The sequence below is a fragment of the Marivita geojedonensis genome (assembly GCF_002115805.1).
Classification (GTDB): domain Bacteria; phylum Pseudomonadota; class Alphaproteobacteria; order Rhodobacterales; family Rhodobacteraceae; genus Marivita; species Marivita geojedonensis.
Genome location: NZ_JFKC01000005.1, coordinates 61,775 through 78,786, shown reverse-complemented (window position 1 = coordinate 78,786; position 17,012 = coordinate 61,775). Strand labels below are relative to the sequence as shown.

Annotated in this window: 20 protein-coding genes; 10 read left to right on the top strand and 10 right to left on the bottom strand. The window is 62.0% G+C overall.

The annotated features are described in order from the left end of the window. Positions 1 to 43: 43 nt before the first annotated feature. On the top strand, positions 44 to 694 hold the full coding sequence (locus MGEO_RS08045; protein ID WP_085636208.1) for a sulfotransferase family 2 domain-containing protein: 651 nt from the start codon (positions 44 to 46) through the stop codon (positions 692 to 694). A gap of 170 nt (positions 695 to 864) precedes the next feature. Beyond that, positions 865 to 1,059: a hypothetical protein gene (locus tag MGEO_RS08040; protein ID WP_085636207.1), complete on the top strand. Its 195-nt coding sequence runs from the start codon at positions 865 to 867 to the stop codon at positions 1,057 to 1,059. Positions 1,060 to 1,165: 106 nt separating this feature from the next. Here the strand turns inward: MGEO_RS08040 and MGEO_RS08035 are convergent, their stop codons facing one another. From MGEO_RS08035 to MGEO_RS07995, 9 genes are all read right to left on the bottom strand, one after another. Next, complete coding sequence (locus MGEO_RS08035) at positions 1,166 to 3,352, bottom strand: 3-hydroxyacyl-CoA dehydrogenase NAD-binding domain-containing protein (RefSeq protein WP_085636206.1); 2,187 nt, start codon at positions 3,350 to 3,352, stop codon at positions 1,166 to 1,168. A gap of 79 nt (positions 3,353 to 3,431) precedes the next feature. Further along, the gene (locus MGEO_RS08030; RefSeq protein ID WP_085636205.1) at positions 3,432 to 3,920 is read right to left on the bottom strand and encodes a hypothetical protein; all 489 of its coding nucleotides are present in this window, start codon (positions 3,918 to 3,920) and stop codon (positions 3,432 to 3,434) included. Positions 3,921 to 3,923: 3 nt separating this feature from the next. Continuing rightward, on the bottom strand, positions 3,924 to 5,135 hold the full coding sequence (locus MGEO_RS08025) for an acetyl-CoA C-acetyltransferase (protein ID WP_085636204.1): 1,212 nt from the start codon (positions 5,133 to 5,135) through the stop codon (positions 3,924 to 3,926). Positions 5,136 to 5,148: 13 nt separating this feature from the next. Continuing rightward, complete coding sequence (locus MGEO_RS08020) at positions 5,149 to 5,787, bottom strand: glutathione S-transferase family protein (protein ID WP_085636203.1); 639 nt, start codon at positions 5,785 to 5,787, stop codon at positions 5,149 to 5,151. Positions 5,788 to 6,096: 309 nt separating this feature from the next. Continuing rightward, complete coding sequence (locus MGEO_RS08015) at positions 6,097 to 7,236, bottom strand: acyl-CoA dehydrogenase family protein (RefSeq protein ID WP_106299168.1); 1,140 nt, start codon at positions 7,234 to 7,236, stop codon at positions 6,097 to 6,099. 18 nt (positions 7,237 to 7,254) lie between these two features. Continuing rightward, the gene (locus MGEO_RS08010; RefSeq protein ID WP_085636201.1) at positions 7,255 to 7,467 is read right to left on the bottom strand and encodes a hypothetical protein; all 213 of its coding nucleotides are present in this window, start codon (positions 7,465 to 7,467) and stop codon (positions 7,255 to 7,257) included. A 15-nt stretch (positions 7,468 to 7,482) separates the two neighbouring features. Then, positions 7,483 to 9,264 carry an acyl-CoA dehydrogenase C-terminal domain-containing protein gene (locus tag MGEO_RS08005; protein ID WP_085636200.1) on the bottom strand — a complete coding sequence of 594 codons (1,782 nt, stop codon included), beginning with the start codon at positions 9,262 to 9,264 and terminating at the stop codon, positions 7,483 to 7,485. Between the two features lie 25 nt (positions 9,265 to 9,289). Beyond that, entirely contained in the window at positions 9,290 to 9,694 is a 405-nt protein-coding gene (locus MGEO_RS08000; RefSeq protein WP_085636199.1) for a MerR family transcriptional regulator, read from the bottom strand. A 280-nt stretch (positions 9,695 to 9,974) separates the two neighbouring features. Next, a complete protein-coding gene (locus MGEO_RS07995; RefSeq protein WP_085636198.1) occupies positions 9,975 to 10,346 on the bottom strand; it encodes a MerR family transcriptional regulator in 372 nt (123 codons plus the stop codon). A gap of 119 nt (positions 10,347 to 10,465) precedes the next feature. Here MGEO_RS07995 and MGEO_RS07990 point away from each other — a divergent pair, with 119 nt between their 5' ends. The 8 genes from MGEO_RS07990 (at position 10,466) to MGEO_RS07955 (ending at position 16,603) form a co-directional block, all read left to right on the top strand. Next, positions 10,466 to 10,888 (top strand): PaaI family thioesterase, encoded by a 423-nt coding sequence (locus MGEO_RS07990; protein WP_085636197.1) that lies wholly within the window; start codon positions 10,466 to 10,468, stop codon positions 10,886 to 10,888. A 1-nt stretch (position 10,889) separates the two neighbouring features. Beyond that, positions 10,890 to 11,408: a PaaI family thioesterase gene (locus tag MGEO_RS07985; protein ID WP_085636196.1), complete on the top strand. Its 519-nt coding sequence runs from the start codon at positions 10,890 to 10,892 to the stop codon at positions 11,406 to 11,408. After that, on the top strand, positions 11,401 to 12,729 hold the full coding sequence (locus MGEO_RS07980) for an MATE family efflux transporter (protein WP_085636195.1): 1,329 nt from the start codon (positions 11,401 to 11,403) through the stop codon (positions 12,727 to 12,729). Before MGEO_RS07985 ends, MGEO_RS07980 begins: the two co-directional genes overlap by 8 nt. Before the next feature lie 34 nt (positions 12,730 to 12,763). Further along, entirely contained in the window at positions 12,764 to 12,994 is a 231-nt protein-coding gene (locus MGEO_RS07975) for an N-(5'-phosphoribosyl)anthranilate isomerase (protein WP_085636194.1), read from the top strand. Positions 12,995 to 13,146: 152 nt separating this feature from the next. After that, entirely contained in the window at positions 13,147 to 14,367 is a 1,221-nt protein-coding gene (gene trpB / locus MGEO_RS07970; protein WP_085636193.1) for a tryptophan synthase subunit beta, read from the top strand. Positions 14,368 to 14,609: 242 nt separating this feature from the next. Further along, positions 14,610 to 15,482, top strand: coding sequence for a PepSY domain-containing protein (locus MGEO_RS21365; RefSeq protein ID WP_106299170.1), 873 nt, complete (start codon positions 14,610 to 14,612; stop codon positions 15,480 to 15,482). A gap of 65 nt (positions 15,483 to 15,547) precedes the next feature. Then, entirely contained in the window at positions 15,548 to 16,039 is a 492-nt protein-coding gene (locus tag MGEO_RS21360) for a PepSY domain-containing protein (protein WP_158090995.1), read from the top strand. 30 nt (positions 16,040 to 16,069) lie between these two features. Further along, positions 16,070 to 16,603: a helix-turn-helix transcriptional regulator gene (locus MGEO_RS07955; protein ID WP_233139758.1), complete on the top strand. Its 534-nt coding sequence runs from the start codon at positions 16,070 to 16,072 to the stop codon at positions 16,601 to 16,603. A 6-nt stretch (positions 16,604 to 16,609) separates the two neighbouring features. On the opposite strand, the gene MGEO_RS07950 is transcribed toward MGEO_RS07955, so the two are convergent. Next, the gene (locus MGEO_RS07950) at positions 16,610 to 16,993 is read right to left on the bottom strand and encodes a DUF2237 family protein (RefSeq protein WP_085636192.1); all 384 of its coding nucleotides are present in this window, start codon (positions 16,991 to 16,993) and stop codon (positions 16,610 to 16,612) included. Positions 16,994 to 17,012: the final 19 nt, after the last annotated feature.

The window sequence follows — 17,012 nt, the reverse complement described above, 5'->3', positions numbered from 1 at the left end:
GCCAAAACTTGCGTGACATGCCCCAAACTGGCACCTCTGACGCATGATCCTGTCGCCCGCCCGGAAATTCATCTTTGTCCACATCCCCAAGACGGGTGGCACCTCGCTGGCCCTCGCGCTGGAAGCGCGCGCGAATCGGGATGACATCCTGATTGGCGACACACCAAAGGCGATCAAGCGCAAGGGGCGGGTCAAGAACCTGACGGCCAAGGGGCGACTGTGGAAACACAGCACGCTGGCCGATCTCGATGGGGCGCTGTCTCCGGCGGATCTGGGCGGGATGTTCGTCTTCACCCTCGTACGCAACCCGTGGGACCGGATAGTCAGCTATTACCACTGGCTGCGGCAGCAGGGGTTCGATCATCCGGCGGTGACACTGGCCAAATCCACCGATTTCACAGGTTTCGTCCTGCACCCCGAAACCGATGCCAGCCTGTGCGCCTTTCCGGCGGCGCGTTATGTCACCGATGCAACCGGGGTCGAACGCGCCTCGGCCTATGTTCGGTTGGAGCATCTGGCCGAGGACCTCGCGCCGGTGGAGGACCATCTGGGGTTCCGGTTGACCGTCCCACATGCCAACGCCTCGGACCGGCCTCGGGAGTATCGCAGCGCGTATTCAGATCAGACCGCCGCCGCTGTGGCCGCCATGTGCGCCGACGATATTGCGCGGTTCGGGTATCGTTTTGACGCCTGAATTCTGTGCGGTTCGGGTCGTACTGCACAATGGGCAGGCATATCCGTTGGAAAATGCTGCGTCGCAGCATGGCGCTTCACCCAAACGAAACCGTTTCGCGTTAGCCTGACATCACCACCCGCAGAGGTGGACACTGCAAATGGGAGGACACTTGAAAAAGGAGTTTTCCCATGTGTCTGACTGCCGAAGCCTTCGCCCTCTTCCTCAACATGATCATGGTGCCCGAGATCACGTCTGAACCAGGTCGGATCATTGTCCATGCCGAAACCCGCGACGCGCATTGGGTCGCGGTCGGGGACGAGTGGTGCACGATGGCCCCCCAGATCGACCGGATGGAACGGTTCGCCGCGCTGCGGACAGAGTAGGGTAGGCCACTGCCTTAACCGTCTGCCGCCCGGGGATGCGCCACCCCAAACGAAAACCGCCCGCGCATAGGCGGGCGGCGTTCTCTTTTCTCAGATTAAGCGGTGATCAGGCCGCCGACTTCTCAGGTGCAAACCGCCCGTAGAAGCTCTGACCCTTCGCCGCCATCTCGCGCAGGAGGTCCGGGCAGGCGAAGCGGTCGCCATAGGTTTCGACCAGCTGATCGCAGCGCTCTGCCGCGTATTCCGACCCAAGCATGTCGAGCCAGCTGAGCGGGCCACCGGACCACGGTGCAAAGCCCCAACCGAGGATCGCGCCGACGTCGCCTTCGCGGATGTCCATCAGCACGCCATCTTCCAGCGCGCGGACAGCTTCGAGCGACTGGACGAACAGCAGACGGTGCTGCACGTCGATCAGATCGGGCTGATCCTCGGCCTGCGGGTATTGTGCCGCCACGACCGACGACAGACCCTGACGCTTGCCCTTGTCGTCATAGTCATAGAACCCGGCCTTGGCTTTGCGGCCCAGGCGCCCTTCGCCTTCCATCCAGAAGATCACCTCGTCCACCGCGCCATCCGGATAGGCATCGCCCATCGCGGCCTTGGTGGCGCGGGCGATCTTGGCCCCCAGATCAATCGAGGTCTCATCGACCAGTTGAAGCGGCCCCAGCGGCATGCCGACCATCTTGGCGGCGTTTTCGATCAGGGCAGGGGCGACGCCTTCCTTCACCATCCGGATACCTTCGTTGATATACGGAATGATGCAGCGGTTGGCGTAGAAGAACCGCGCGTCGTTGACCACGATCGGCGTCTTGCGGATCTGGCGCACGAAGTCGAGCGCCTTGGCCACGGCGCGATCCCCGGTTTCCTTGCCCTTGATGATCTCGACCAGCATCATCTTCTCGACCGGCGAGAAGAAGTGAATGCCGATGAACTGCTCGGGCCGCTTGCTGGCCTTCGCCAGATCGCTGATAGGCAGGGTCGAGGTGTTGGTCGCAAAGATGCAGTCCTCACCGATCACCGCTTCGACCTGTGCCGTCACGTCGGCCTTGATCTTGGGGTCTTCGAACACCGCTTCGACAATCAGATCACAGCCCGCGAGATCGTTGTAATCCGTGGTCGCGGTGATCCGCGCCAGCATCGCATCGGCCTTGTCCTGCGTGATCTTCCTGCGGGACACACCCTTGGCCGCGTAGTCAGCCGAATAGGCCTTGCCCTTGTCCGCAGCCGCCTGATCGCGGTCGAGCAGCACCACGTCGATGCCCGCCTGCGCCGACACCAGCGCGATGCCCGCGCCCATCATGCCCGCACCCAGAACGCCAACCTTCTTGACGCGCTGATCGTCCACGTCTGCCGGACGGACAGCCCCCTTCTCAAGCGCCTGCTTGTTGATGAACAGCGACCGGATCATCGCCGAGGAGGACGGGTTCATGATGACGGATGTGAACCAGCGCGCTTCGATCTTGAGCGCGGTGTCAAACGGCACCAGCGCGCCTTCATAGACCGCCGACAGCAGCGCCTTGGCCGCCGGGTAGACGCCCTTGGTCTTGCCGTTGACCATTGCGGACGCGCCGACAAAGGTCATGAAACCTGCCGGGTGATACGGTGCGCCGCCGGGCATCTTGTAGCCTTTGGCATCCCACGGCTTGAGAATGTCCGCATCCCCTGCGCTCAGCACCCATGCGCGTGCATCGGCCATCGGATCGGCGGACACCTCGTCAATCAGGCCAGCCGCCTTGGCTTTGGCCGGATCAGACAGCTTGCCTTCCAGCAGGAAAGGCGATGCTGCCATCGCGCCCATCTTGCGCGCGACACGGGTGGTGCCACCGGCACCGGGGAAGATACCCACGAGAATCTCGGGCAGACCGATCTTGGCCTTCGGGTTGTCCGCCGCAAAAACGCGGTGGCAGGCGAGCGGGATTTCCAGCCCGATGCCCAGAGCCGTACCCGGCAGCACCGCCGCCACGGGCTTTCCGCCCTTGTTGGTCTTTGCGTCCATGCCCGCGCGTTCGATCTTGCGCAGGACACCGTGCATTTTCATGATCCCGTCAAATACCGCCTCGGCACCCGCTTCCTTGAGCGTCGCCAGCACGTTCAGGTCCATGCCCGCAGCGAAATCGGCCTTGCCGGAAGTGATGATGATGCCCTTCACAGCCTCATCCGCCAGTGCATCGTCCACCAGATCGTTGAGCGTCTGAAGGCCTTCGAAGCTCAGTACGTTCATGGACTTCTCAGGCACGTCCCACGTGATCGTCGCGATCCCGTCGGCGTCCTTGGTCATCGTAAAATCGGTCATCTGTGTCGTCCTTTGGTCTCGTGGGCGCGCAGTCGCAGCCCAGAAATATGTGTCGATGTGGCCACCTTGGGCCACTGGGTCAGTTTGCGGATGGCGGGCGGCGTCCGCTGGCGATTTCGGAGGGAAACGCGTCTGGCATCAAAGCACCCGAAATTCCCGCAGTGGTGAGCGGCACGCAGTAATTCGCGGTGGCGATGCGCCAGTCCGGTCCGCAGCGCAGCAGCGTCGACTGCACCGCAAACGGTTCAGCCACCCGCCGACCCTTGGAGAACATGTGCGACTCTGCCGTCGCCAGTATCTCGAACGGCGTCACGAACTCGGCCGAACGAAGCGGCCTGACGATTTCATCCACCTCCAGCTCGCGGAACTGGGCTTTCATCCGCTCGAACAGCATCAGCAAGTCTTCGCGGGTCTCAAGCACAGCCCAGCCCTGCAGCGTCACATGTTCATGCGGCAGCATGAAAGCGCTTTCCATGAGCGCGAAATCGTCTTCGAAATAGGCGCGCCTCGTCTTTTCCAGGAGCTCGTAGCCGATCTCGTAGGCCGTTCTGTGATCACCGCCAGGCATGGTTCAGACGCGCTCGATGATGGTTGCCGCGCCCATTCCGCTGGCAATGCAGAGCGTGGCAAGGCCCGTGCCCTTGCCGGTGCGCTCCAACTCATCCAGCAGCGTGCCGATGATGATCGCGCCGGTCGCGCCCAGCGGATGGCCCATCGCGATGGAGCCGCCGTTCACGTTCACCCGGTCCGCATCCACATCGAACGCCTGCATGAAGCGCAGGACCACGGATGCGAATGCCTCGTTCACCTCGAAGAGATCGATATCGCTGATGGACATGCCGCTGTCGGCAAGGATTTTTTCGGTCACCGGTACCGGCCCGGTCAGCATGATCGTCGGATCGGTGCCGATCTTGGCGGTCGCCTTGATCCGGGCGCGGGGCTTGAGGCCCCATTTCTCGCCGAACTCCTTGTTGCCGATCAATACGCCAGCCGCGCCATCGACGATGCCCGACGAGTTGCCCGCGTGGTGGATGTGGTTAATCCGCTCCAGATGCGGATATTTCATCAACGCAATCGCGTCGAAGCCTGGCATCACCTCGCCCATCTGCTGGAAGGACGGGTTCAAAGCACCCAAGGACTGCATGTCGGTGCCGGGGCGCATGTATTCGTCATGGTCGAGGATCGGCAGACCGTTCTGGTCGCGCACGGTGATCACCGACTTGGCAAAGCGCTTGTCATCCCACGCCGCCTTGGCGCGGCGCTGGCTTTCCACCGCAAGACTGTCGGCATCGTCGCGGGAAAACCCGTATTCGGTGGCTATGATGTCCGCCGAAATGCCCTGCGGCACGAAATAGGTCTCCATCGCGACCGACGGGTCCACGGCAATCGCCGCGCCATCGCTGCCCATCGCCACGCGGCCCATCATCTCGACACCACCGGCGATGTAGGCGTCGCCTGCGCCGCCCCTGACCTGGTTGGCGGCAAGGTTCACCGCTTCCATACCGCTTGCACAGAAGCGGTTGATGGCGAGACCGGGGATGGACTGATCCAGCCCGGACGCCAAAACGGCGGTCCGCGCAAGGCAGCCGCCCTGTTCGCCGACCTGGGTGACGTTGCCCCAGATCACGTCCTCAACCGCGTGGCCATCAAGACCATTACGATCCTTCACCGCGTCCAGCACCTGCGCCGACAGGCGGACAGAGGTCACTTCGTGCAGGCTGCCGTCTTTCCGGCCCTTGCCGCGCGGCGTGCGCACGGCGTCATAGATATACGCTTCAGTCATTCTGCTCTCCGTCTCAGGCCCGATCCGCAGGGGATCCGGGCATCAATTCGTAAGGGTGTTTCCAGCCGGGCAGTCCCTGAATATTGGACAGCCAGCGGTCGATATTGGGCCAGTCCGCGCGGTCGAAACCGAACGGTTCGGGGTAAAAGAGGTAGCCGCAGCAGGTCAGATCGGCATTGGTGACGGCATCTCCAACAATCCAGTCGCGCCCTTCCAGATGCGCGTCGAGCACGCCGTAAGCCGCTTTCATCCGTCCCTGCATGAAGGCGATCACCTCGGCGGGGCGTTTGTCCTCGGGCAGGAAATTCATCAGGAAGCGCAACGGCCCCGAAGTGCCGCTGAACTTCTGGTTGTCCCAGATGATCCAGCGCAGGATTTCCAGCTTCTCCATCGCGTCCTTACCGCCGAACCTGCCGTAGGTGTCCGACAGATAGGTCTGGATCACACCCGACTGGGTCAGCTTGACATCGCCATCCACCAGCACCGGGGCCTCACCCATCTCGTTGACAGTGGCGCGGTATTCCGGCGTGCGGGTCTCACCGTTGAAGAAATCGACCTTCACCGGCTCCCAGTCCAGCCCCGCAAGCTCCAGCGCCAGCGCCGCCTTGTAGGAATGCCCGCTTTCGCCAAAGCAATAGAGTTGAATGGTCATCTGGTCTGATCCTCGACTGTCAGGGTTGGGCGGAAAGGCCGGGAGCCTCCGGCGGGAGTTTATCCGGCAAGATGAAGCAGGAGCCAATCTCTTCTTTACCTAAGGTTAAGATTAACGGCCGCATTCTGTATCCGCATGGCAGACTGGAGAGTTGAGCCATGTGCAAGGTGAAGCCCCGCCGACCGTGCCTGACACCGCGTGGTAAAGAGGCCGACCGGCGGGGTGGAGCTTGCCGTGCTCCTTCATCTTGCCGGATAAACTCCCGCCGGAGGCATCCCGAAGGTGCCGTATGCGCCAGGGCCGGGCGCATCAGAGCGCCCTCGCAATCAGCTCTTTCATGATCTCGTTGGTGCCACCGTAAATCCGCTGCACGCGCGCATCTGCCCACATCTCGGCCACGGCGTATTCCTGCATGTAGCCATAGCCGCCATGCAGCTGCACACATTCGTCCAGAACCTCGCCCTGCGTGTCCGACAGCCAGTATTTCGCCATCGCGGCCTTTTCGACGGTCAACGCGCCGCGGAGGTGTTCTTCCATGCAATTGTCGAGGAAGGCGCGCGCCACGGTGGTCTTGGTCTGACACTCCGCCAGCTTGAAACGGGTGTTCTGGAACTGGGTCAGAGGCCCGCCGAAGGCTTCGCGTTCCTTGCAATAGGCGATGGTCCGGGCGACGGCGCCCTCCATGGCACCGACCGCGCCGCATCCGATGATCAGCCGTTCCTGCGGCAGCTGCTTCATCATCTGGTAGAAGCCCTGACCTTCTTCGCCGCCCAGCAGGTTTTCCGGCGCGATCTCGACATTGTCGAAGAACAGCTCCGACGTGTCCGCCGCGTGGCAGCCGACCTTTTCCAGATTGCGCCCGCGCTGGAAGCCGTCTGCGTCCTCGGTTTCCACGACGACCAAAGACGTTCCTTTCGATCCGAGCGACGGGTCGGTCTTGGCCGCCACGACGATCAGGTTGGCATGCTGGCCGTTGGTGATGAACGTCTTTTGCCCCGACAGGCGGTAGGCGTTGCCGTCCTTTACCGCGCGGGTCTTGATGCCCTGCACGTCCGACCCGCCCGAAGGTTCGGTCATCGCCAATGCGCCGACCAGCTCACCGGTGACCATCTTTGGCAGCCAGCGTTTCTTCTGCTCTTCGGTGCCATAGGCGAGGATGTAATGCGCCACGATGCCGGAATGGATGCCGTGGCCCCAGCTGGCCAGATTGGCGCGGGCCGCTTCGATCAGGATCACCGCCTCGTGGCCAAAATCGCCGCCGGCACCGCCGTATTCCTCGGGAACGGAGGGGCAGAGCAGGCCAAGCTCACCGGCCTGAGCCCAGGTGTCACGATCCATCTGGCCCTGTTTGCGCCACTTGTCGTAGAGCGGCTGCCATTCCGTTTCGATGAACTTCGCGGTCATCTCGGCAAGCATCTCGTGCTCGTCGGTCATCCAGTTTGATCGCATGGCTCCCCCCATCCCGCGCTATCGTTTGCGTGCGTCAAGCTCTGCATTGAAGAGCCTGAGCCGATGTCCCAGCGCCTCGGAATCCGTGACGCTGTCGAAATTCTCGAAGAGGAAGGACAGCGCCTCACCTTCATCCAGACCCGCCTCTTCGGCAAAGCGCTTGAGGCGGCGATAGCCATCCTCGGTCATGGCTGCCGGAAAGCGACGGGTCAGTCGAAAGCGTTTGGGCATCTGTCCTCCCGGACCTTAAAAGTTGGCCGCCTCCAGCGCCATCACCGGCTCGGCTCCGGTTTCGATGCGCGCGAGGTGCATCTTTGTGGCGGGCAGCTGACGTGCCATGTAGTAGCGCCCGGTGGCCAGCTTTGTCTCGTAGAACGCCACGTCGGACGCACCGTTTTTCAAAGCCTTCGAGGCTGCAAGCCCCATCCGCGCCCACATGTAGCCAAGGCAGACATGGCCGAACATGTGCATGAAGTCATAGGATCCGGCCAGCGCGTTGTTGGGGTTCTTCATGCCGTTCTGCATGAAATACATCGCCGCCGCCTGCAGATCCTTCGATGCCGCCTTGAGCGGTTCGAGGAAGTCGCGGTCGAACGCCTCGTCCTGACCTTTGTTCTCAGAGGCAAACGTCTTGATCATGTCGAAGAACGCCATGACATGCTTGCCACCGTCCTGCGCGAGCTTGCGACCCACCAGGTCCAGCGCCTGAATGCCGTTTGCGCCTTCGTAGATCATGGCGATCCGGGCGTCGCGGGCGAATTGGGACATGCCCCATTCCTCGATATAGCCGTGGCCGCCATAGACCTGCTGGGCGTTCACCGCCATTTCGAAGCCCTTGTCGGTCTGGAAGCCCTTGATGATCGGGGTCAGCAGGGAAATCAGGCCATCAGCGTCCTTGTCCGAGTTCTTGTGCGCCCGGTCGATCAGATAGGCGCCCCAATAGGTGAAGGCGCGGGCGCCTTCGGTAAAGGATTTCTGATCCATCAGGTTGCGGCGGATATCCGGGTGCACGATGATCGGGTCGGCCGATTTCTCGGGCGCCTTGGCGCCGGTCACGTCGCGGCCCTGAAGGCGGTCATTTGCGTAGGCCACCGCGTTCTGATAGGCGACCTCGGCCTGTGCGTAGCCCTGCAGGCCCACACCCAGACGCGCTTCGTTCATCATGGTGAACATGGCGCGCATGCCCTTGTGCATCTCGCCGATCAGGTAGCCGGTCGCCTCGTCATAGTTCATGACGCAGGTGGCGTTGCCGTGGATGCCCATCTTCTCTTCGAGCTTGCCGACGGAGACGCCGTTGCGCTCGCCCAGGCTGCCGTCTTCGTTCACGATGAACTTCGGCACGATGAACAGCGACACACCCTTGATGCCGTCGGGGCCGCCGGGGATTTTCGCCAGAACGAGGTGGATGATGTTCTCTGCCATGTCGTGATCGCCGGCGGAGATGAAGATCTTCTGGCCGGAAATCTTGTAGCTGCCGTCATCCTGCGGGACAGCCTTGGTCCGCATCAGGCCCAGATCCGTTCCGCAATGCGGTTCGGTCAGGTTCATGGTGCCGGTCCATTCACAGGTCGTCATCTTCGGCAGGTAGGTCTGCTTCTGCTCGTCCGAGCCGTGGAAGTAGATCGCCGAATAGGCGCCGTGGGTCAGGCCCTGGTACATGTTGAAGGCCATGTTGGACGACACGAAGGGTTCCTGTGCCGCGGTGTGCATCAGGTAGGGCAGGCCCTGACCGCCATATTCCGGATCGCAATCCAGCGCGGTCCAGCCGCCATCCTTCATCTGCTGGAAGGCTTCCTTGAAGCCGGTCGGCGTGCGCACCACGCCGTTTTCAAGCACACAGCCTTCGGTGTCGCCGACGGAATTGAGCGGCATCAGCACTTCGGAGGCCAGTTTGCCCGCTTCCTCGATCACCGCGCCCGTGAAATCGCGGTCAAGCTCGTCATAGCCGGGGATGTCCTGTTCCGAGGCGTTCAGAACGTCATGCAGGATGAACTGCATGTCTTTCAGAGGTGCGATATAGCTAGGCATGGCGGTCTCCCTAATGCGGTGCGGCTTATTCAGCCGCCTTTTTCGTCTGATCCATCGACGCGAGCATTTTCTCGCCCCAACGCATCTGTTCCTTCAGTTCGTCAATCGCCTGGGTGAGCTCGTCGCGCTGCGCTTCCATGTCGGAAAGACGCTGCTGGGCGATCTCGTAAGTCCGGGCAAGCTGTGTCTGCTGCTGGTCACCCATGTGATAGAGGTCCAGAAGCTGACGGATTTCTTCGAGGCTGAATCCAAAACGCTTGCCACGCAGAATCAGTTTCAGGCGTGCGCGGTCGCGCTTGGTAAACAGCCGCTTCTGACCTTCGCGGATCGGAAACAGAAGCTCTTTGGCTTCGTAGAACCGCAGCGTGCGCGGCGTCACGTCGAACGCGTCACACATTTCGCGGATCGTCATTGTGCGGTCATCGGTCATTTTCTACATCCTTAATCAATGCCGTCATGGCATCGACATGCGAAGGTTGCGGCTCTCTTACAATGGGAATTTACGTTGACGTAACTCATACGCTACGTCACTTTCAGGTTGACGTAAGATCAGGCAACGTCACCCTGCTTTTTCCGAAATTTTCTTTCAAAGCGCTTTGAGTGCGCTTTGGACGTAAGGTCGGGAATACCTGACCTCGGATTGTGCGAATACGGCGGACCGACTCGGATCGGCACATTTCCCGGATTGGCCCTGACGGGCAGGGGCAATCTCAGGTGCTCAGGCTGCTGGCGGTGTCGTCGCGCAGCTTGCGCAGCTCATCGATTGCGTCATCCAGCTGTTTGCGCTGTTCGGCCAGTTCGTCGAGCTGCCGGTCGGCCAGCTCGATCCACGCGCGCATCTGTGCCTCGGTGCCTTCATGCTCGTAGATCAGGAGCCATTGGCGAATGTCCTCAAGCTGAAACCCGAACTTCCGGCCCCGCAGGATCAGCGTCATCCGCGCCACCTCCTTCGGACCGTACCAGCGCGAACGGCCCTCCCGGTCGGGCTGCAGAAGTTCGATATATTCATAGTACCTGAGAGTGCGCGGCGTCACATCGAACTTCGCGCACATCTCCTTGAAACTGAGACGCTGCTCGGACATGATTTTTCTTCTCCCAAATCGACCATACGAGGCACCTGCGCGCAGGGCAACCGCGTCATCGCATGGCTGGCCTCCGGTCGCGAAGCCGCGTAAACCGGACCCAACAGCCGAGGACCGATATGACCGTCGACAAAGCGAAGATAGCCCGCCAGTTCATCCAGACGATTCCCCATTCCAAGGCGCTAGGCATGGAAATCACCGCTCTGGGCGATGGGATGGCGGAGATTTCCATGCCGTATGACGAACGTTTTATCGGCGACCCGAAAACCGGCGTGATTCACGGCGGAGCGGTGTCGGCGCTGATGGACACTTGCGGCGGTGCTGCGGTGATGAGCCACCCCGATGCGCCAGCGGGCACCGCCACGATCGATTTGCGCATCGACTACATGCGCGCCGCAACGCCCGGTCAGGCCATCACCGCCCGGGCCGAGGTCTATCACATTACGCGCTCGGTCGCTTTTGTCCGCGCCACGGCCTGCGACGACGACACGGACCGCCCCGTGGCCACCGCCACCGGTGCCTTCACTGTGGAGGGCCGCTGAAATGGCACGCAAAACCCCAGAACCCGTACAGGTCGTCAAACAGCGTCGCGACGCAGCACTCAACGCTCTGGTCGGTGGCGTGCCCTACATCACCTTCATGGGGATCAGCTTTGACCGGCGCGGCGATGAACTGACTGGTGTGCTGTCTTTCGAAGACAAGCTGATCGGCAACCCCATGCTCCCCGCGATCCACGGCGGCGTCACGGCGGCCTTTCTCGAGGTCACCGCGATGATCTCGTTGAGCTGGGCCTATATCTGGGAAGACTTCGAAAGCGGCGCCTTGGATGTCGAAGCCCTGGCCGCCGGCAATCTGCCGCGCCTGCCCAAGACAATCGACTTTACCGTGGATTACCTGCGCTCGGGCCTGCCGCGCGACGCCTATGCGCGCGCCACCATCACGCGGGCCGGGCGGCGCTATGCGAGCGTTCAGGCCGAGGCTTGGCAGGACAACCGCGACCGCCCCTTCGCGCAGGCCACAGCGCATTTCCTGATGCCACGGCCCGATCCGTCCGGTGACTGAGCCGGCCTCCGCGCCGCGACCCATCACCGACAGGCGCGTTCTCAACATCGCGCTGCCGATCGCCCTGTCCAACGTCACCATCCCGATTCTCGGCGCGGTCGATACGGCCGTCGTCGGCCAGATGGGGACCGCAGCACCAATCGGCGCCGTCGGTATCGGTGCAGTTGTGCTGTCGGCCATTTACTGGGTGTTCGGCTTTCTGCGCATGGGCACAACCGGCCTTGCCGCACAGGCGCAGGGCGAAGGCAACCGAGCCGAGGTGGCGGCGATCCTCACCCGCGTGCTGATGATCGGCATCGCCGCCGGGGTGGTCCTGATCCTGTTGCAGGTGCCGCTGCTCTGGGCGGCACTGTCGCTGTCTCCGGCCAGCGCTGAGGTCGAAACGCTTGCGCGTGGTTACATGGAAATCCGCATCTGGTCCGCCCCGGCGGCCATTGCAATTCTTGGCATCACCGGATGGTTAATCGCGCAGGAACGCACCCGAGCGGTTCTGGTTCTTCAGCTTTGGATGAACGGCATCAACGTGCTGCTGAACCTGTGGTTCGTGCTGGGCCTCGGTTGGGGTGTCAACGGCGTGGCCCTCGCGACCTTCCTTGCAGAGTGGAGCGGACTGGCCATGGGGCTCTACCTGTGCCGAGCGGCATTTCATGTCCCGGACTGGCGCAACTGGTCGCGGGTTTTCGATCGGGTCCGGTTGCTGCGCATGGCGCGGGTCAACTCCGACATTCTGATCCGGTCGCTGCTGCTCGAGGCAGTGTTTCTGTCCTTCATGTTCCTTGGTGCGGATTTCGGAGATGTGACGCTGGCCGCGAACCAGGTTCTTTTGCAGTTCCTCTACATCACCGCCTACGCGCTCGACGGGTTTGCCTTTTCCGCCGAAGCGCTGGTGGGGCAAGCGGCCGGGGCGGGATCGCGGAGAACGCTGCGGCGCGCTGTGGTTGTCGTCAGCCGCTGGGCACTGGGAACGGCGGTGGTGCTTGGTCTTGGGTTCTGGGCCCTGGGTCCGGTGATCGTGGACCTGATGGCCAAGAACAGCGAAGTGCAGCAGGCTGCGCGTCTCTATCTCGGATGGATGGCAGTCGCCCCGGTGCTGGCGGTGGCGTCCTTTCTGCTCGACGGGATCTTCACCGGGGCCACGCGCACGGCGGATATGCGCAACATGATGGCGCTGTCGGCGCTGATCTATGGCGGGGCGGCGCTGGCGCTTGTCCCGGTCTTCGGCAATCACGGGCTGTGGATCGCGCTGCTGGTGTCCTTCGTGGCGCGCGGCGCGACACTTGCTGCGCGTTACCCGGCACTGGAGCGGGCGGTCGCAGATTAACCGCCTGTTTACCGAAATCAGGCAGAACAGACGAATGACGCTGCTTCCCGATCACCTGACGCCCGAAAAATGGCTTACCCAGATGCTGTCCTCGGCCGAAGCGCAGAAGGGCGGTGTGGTGAAACGTCAGATCCGGGATGTCGAGCGGCTTGTCGGCTATGACGCCATCATCGCGGCGGTGCATGACCGCGGGTTTCAGGCGGTGCGCAACGGTCGGCACTACGTTGTGTTCTGCAACAACCTGCCGATCCGGCGGGTTCGGTGAAAGCGATTTCGAAATCGCTTTGCCCAAGCCAATTCGAATTGGCTTGAAAACCGCGTTTCGAAACGCGGTCCCAAGCGCCTTCGAAGGCGCTTCCCCTTGCTCATCCCGCATCACCCCGCTACCTGTGTCCCGTTCGACAAGAGAGGCGCGCGATGAACGATCTATTCAACAGCTTCATGACCGGTCCCGACGAAAAGGGCCGGTTCGGTATCTTCGGCGGGCGGTTCGTCTCGGAAACGCTGATGCCGCTCATCCTCGAACTGGAAGACCAGTACGAGCGCGCCAAGACCGACGAGAGCTTCTGGGCCGAGATGGACTTCCTCTGGAAGCACTACGTCGGCCGCCCGTCGCCGCTCTATCACGCCGAACGCCTGACCGAGCGCCTTGGCGGTGCCAAAGTCTACATGAAGCGCGACGAGCTGAACCACACCGGCGCGCACAAGATCAACAACGTGCTGGGCCAGATCATCCTCGCCCGCCGCATGGGCAAGACCCGCATCATCGCGGAAACCGGCGCCGGTCAGCACGGCGTGGCCACCGCCACCGTCTGCGCCAAATTCGGTCTGAAATGCGTCGTCTACATGGGCGCGCACGATGTAGAGCGCCAGCAGCCCAACGTGTTCCGCATGAAACTGCTCGGGGCCGAGGTCATCCCGGTGACCTCGGGGCGCGGGACGCTCAAGGACGCGATGAATGACGCGCTGCGTGACTGGGTGACCAATGTGCGCGACACGTTCTACTGCATCGGCACTGTGGCCGGTCCGCACCCGTACCCGGCCATGGTTCGCGATTTCCAGGCGATCATCGGCAAGGAAGCCAAGGAACAGATGATGGAGGCCGAAGGCCGTCTGCCCGACACCATCATCGCCGCCATCGGCGGTGGCTCGAACGCGATGGGACTGTTCTACCCGTTCCTCGACGACAAAGACGTGGGCATCATCGGCGTCGAAGCGGGCGGCAAGGGCGTGAACGAAAAGATGGAGCACTGCGCCTCGCTCACTGGCGGGCGTCCCGGCGTTCTGCATGGCAACCGCACTTATCTGTTGCAGGACGAGGATGGCCAGATCCTCGAAGGCTTCAGTATCTCTGCCGGTCTCGACTATCCGGGCATCGGCCCGGAACACGCCTGGCTGCACGACATCGGCCGCGCCGAATACGTGGCGATCACCGACAAAGAGGCACTGGCCGCGTTCCAGCTCTGCTGTGAGACGGAAGGCATCATCCCGGCGCTCGAACCCAGCCACGCGCTGGCCCATGTGATGAAGATCGCACCCGAGCTGCCGAAGGATCACATCATCTGCATGAACATGTGCGGACGTGGCGACAAGGATATCTTCACCGTCGCCAAGCACCTTGGATTCGACATGGGCTGAGGGCCCGTCCCATAAACCCGAAGTCTAGACTGACTGTCAGACCCCTCGCGCCCCCGGTGCGAGGGGTTTTTCTTTACCCGCAAAACGCCCAAGGGTCCGCATAAACCTCGGTTTATGCGCATGGGGCGTCGGTTTATGGACCCGGGATTAAACCATCTGCAAATGTCCCTCATGGTCCGGACCGGTCAGTGTTGCCGGTGTCTGCAGCAAGGCAGGCCCAGGGATATGAAAGGACTTAACCAGTGAAAAAGACATTGATTTCCGCCGTCGTCGCAACCTTCGCAGGGACGATGGCAATTGCACAATCCGCGACCGATCAGATCATCAATGACCTGACCGGACAGGGTTTCCAGCGTATCGAGATCGACAACGGCATCGGCCAGATCAAGGTCGAGGCGATCCGGGGCACGCAGAAGCTTGAAGTCGTCTATGACCGCGCGACAGGTGCCATTCTCAAGCAGGAAGTGGAACGTGTGCGCGCCGGCGAAGACACCCGACCGGGCGTCGAGATCCGCAACCGCAACCGCGACTTTGTCGATGCCGGCCGTGTGTCGGACGACAGCAGCTCAACCAGCACAAGCGCGTCGCAGTCCACCACCACGACAACCACCACCAGCACCGGCAGCACCAGCACCGACGACATTGTGCGCAATCTGCAGGCGCAGGGTTTCACCCGGATCGAGATCAAGAACGGCGCGACCCAGACCAAGGTCGAGGCGATCCGTGGCACCGAGAAAGTCGAAACAGTTTTTGACCGCGCGACAGGCGATGTGATCAAGCAGGAAGTCGAAACCGTCGATTCCGGTGACGACACCCGTCCGGGGGTTGAAATCCGCACCCGCGACCGTGACTTTGTGGATGGATCGGGCTCGGATGACGATGATGATGACGATGATCGCCGCAGCGGTCGCGACGATGACAGTGACGACAACAGCGGCAGTGGTCGTGGCAGCGACGATGACGGCGACGATGATCGTGGCCGGGATCGGGACCGCAGCGACGACGACGATGATGATGACGACGATGATCGCGGCCGTGACCGGGATCGTGATGACGACAGCGACGACGATGATGACGACGACCGCGATGATGACGATGACGACGATGACGATTAAGGTTATCGAGAGCTGAGCAGCCAGGGGCTCTTGCCGGATGGCAGGGGCCCTTGTGGAGAATGGGAATGAAACGAAGACAGATCATCACCGGTTTGCTGGCCTCGGTTGTCCTGCCTGCCACTGCATCTGCGCAGACAGCCGAAGAGCAGGTTATCAACCAGCTCAAGCGACAGGGGTACCGGAGGATCACACTGGCGCGCACGCTTCTAGGTCGGACGCGGATCGTGGCGACCGGGCCACGCGGGCGGCGCGAGATCATCCTCAACCCGTCGACAGGGGCGATCCTGCGGGACTATGTCGATCGCTCCGACCGTGGCGGTTCCGGCAGCAGCCAAAGCAGCGACGTTGATGACGACCGCGACGATGATCGCGATGATGATCGCGATGACGACCGTGATGACGACCGTGATGATGATCGCGACGACGACCGTGACGATGACGACAACAGCGGTCCCGGTGGCGGTGGAGACCGGGATGACGACCGCGACGATGATCGCGACGACAACAGCGGCAGTGGCGGCGGCGGGGACGACGATGACGATGATGATGACGACTGATCAGGGATCGGTCGGGGTGACGGTTAGCCAGTGAAGGTTTGGATTGTCCTCATTCCATTGGGCGCGCTGCAGATGGGCAGCGGGCTTTTTCTGTTGTGGGACATTCTTGGCAGCATCCTCGGCATTTCATCGTCACCCATCGCGTGGGTCTATTACGAACTGGCACAGATTGGTGCGGTGATCGGTCTGATCCTCGGTATGGTGGTCAGCGCAGTCCTGATGTTGCGCTCGATCCGCCGCCAGCGCGCGGCCGAGGAAAGCCTGCGGTTGGCTTCGGGCGCATTTATGGATGTGCTGCAGGAACGGTTCGCCGAGTGGGAACTGACCCCGGCGGAAAAGGATGTCGCGCTGTTTTCGATCAAGGGCTTGAGCACGGCTGATATTGCCGGGTTGCGCAACACCTCCGAAGGCACGGTAAAGGCGCAGACCAACGCCATCTACCGCAAGGCCGGGGTGTCGGGCCGCCCTCAGCTTCTGAGCCTCTTCATCGAAGAACTGATGGGCGAGCCGATCGCCGTTGCGCCGCCAAGCGACACGCCGCAGGTGATCGAGAAAGCCTCCTGACCCGCGTCAGGCCTCCGAGGCGTTGATGTCGTATTGCTCAAGCACCCGCATCGGCACGATGTCCAGTGCCCGTTTGTGTGTGGCCGCAAGGTTCACCATCGGCGCGCAGCCTTCGTCATGGGCTTGCAGGAAACGCGAGGCGCAGAGGCACCAGTGATCGCCGGGCTTCAGCCCCGGAAAGCGGAATTGCGGGTTTGGGGTGCTCAGGTCGTTGCCCACATATTTCGAATAGGCGAGGAATTCCGCCGTCATCATCGCACAGACCGTGTGGCTGCCCTGATCGGCGGCGCAGGTGTTGCAATGTCCGTCGCGGAAGAATCCCGTAAGCGGATCGGTCGAGCATCCTTGCAGCGGACCGCCCAGCACATTGATTGAGTCGTCGGGTTCCATCGGGGCCTCCTGCGTTGCG

Coding starts and splice junctions, on each gene's coding strand:
- MGEO_RS08045 (WP_085636208.1), top strand. CDS start 44: ATGATCCTGTCGCCCGCCCGGAAATTCATCTTTGTCCACATCCCCAAG.
- MGEO_RS08040 (WP_085636207.1), top strand. CDS start 865: ATGTGTCTGACTGCCGAAGCCTTCGCCCTCTTCCTCAACATGATCATG.
- MGEO_RS08035 (WP_085636206.1), bottom strand. CDS start 3,352: ATGACCGATTTTACGATGACCAAGGACGCCGACGGGATCGCGACGATC.
- MGEO_RS08030 (WP_085636205.1), bottom strand. CDS start 3,920: ATGCCTGGCGGTGATCACAGAACGGCCTACGAGATCGGCTACGAGCTC.
- MGEO_RS08025 (WP_085636204.1), bottom strand. CDS start 5,135: ATGACTGAAGCGTATATCTATGACGCCGTGCGCACGCCGCGCGGCAAG.
- MGEO_RS08020 (WP_085636203.1), bottom strand. CDS start 5,787: ATGACCATTCAACTCTATTGCTTTGGCGAAAGCGGGCATTCCTACAAG.
- MGEO_RS08015 (WP_106299168.1), bottom strand. CDS start 7,236: ATGCGATCAAACTGGATGACCGACGAGCACGAGATGCTTGCCGAGATG.
- MGEO_RS08010 (WP_085636201.1), bottom strand. CDS start 7,467: ATGCCCAAACGCTTTCGACTGACCCGTCGCTTTCCGGCAGCCATGACC.
- MGEO_RS08005 (WP_085636200.1), bottom strand. CDS start 9,264: ATGCCTAGCTATATCGCACCTCTGAAAGACATGCAGTTCATCCTGCAT.
- MGEO_RS08000 (WP_085636199.1), bottom strand. CDS start 9,694: ATGACCGATGACCGCACAATGACGATCCGCGAAATGTGTGACGCGTTC.
- MGEO_RS07995 (WP_085636198.1), bottom strand. CDS start 10,346: ATGTCCGAGCAGCGTCTCAGTTTCAAGGAGATGTGCGCGAAGTTCGAT.
- MGEO_RS07990 (WP_085636197.1), top strand. CDS start 10,466: ATGACCGTCGACAAAGCGAAGATAGCCCGCCAGTTCATCCAGACGATT.
- MGEO_RS07985 (WP_085636196.1), top strand. CDS start 10,890: ATGGCACGCAAAACCCCAGAACCCGTACAGGTCGTCAAACAGCGTCGC.
- MGEO_RS07975 (WP_085636194.1), top strand. CDS start 12,764: ATGACGCTGCTTCCCGATCACCTGACGCCCGAAAAATGGCTTACCCAG.
- trpB (WP_085636193.1), top strand. CDS start 13,147: ATGAACGATCTATTCAACAGCTTCATGACCGGTCCCGACGAAAAGGGC.
- MGEO_RS21360 (WP_158090995.1), top strand. CDS start 15,548: ATGAAACGAAGACAGATCATCACCGGTTTGCTGGCCTCGGTTGTCCTG.
- MGEO_RS07950 (WP_085636192.1), bottom strand. CDS start 16,993: ATGGAACCCGACGACTCAATCAATGTGCTGGGCGGTCCGCTGCAAGGA.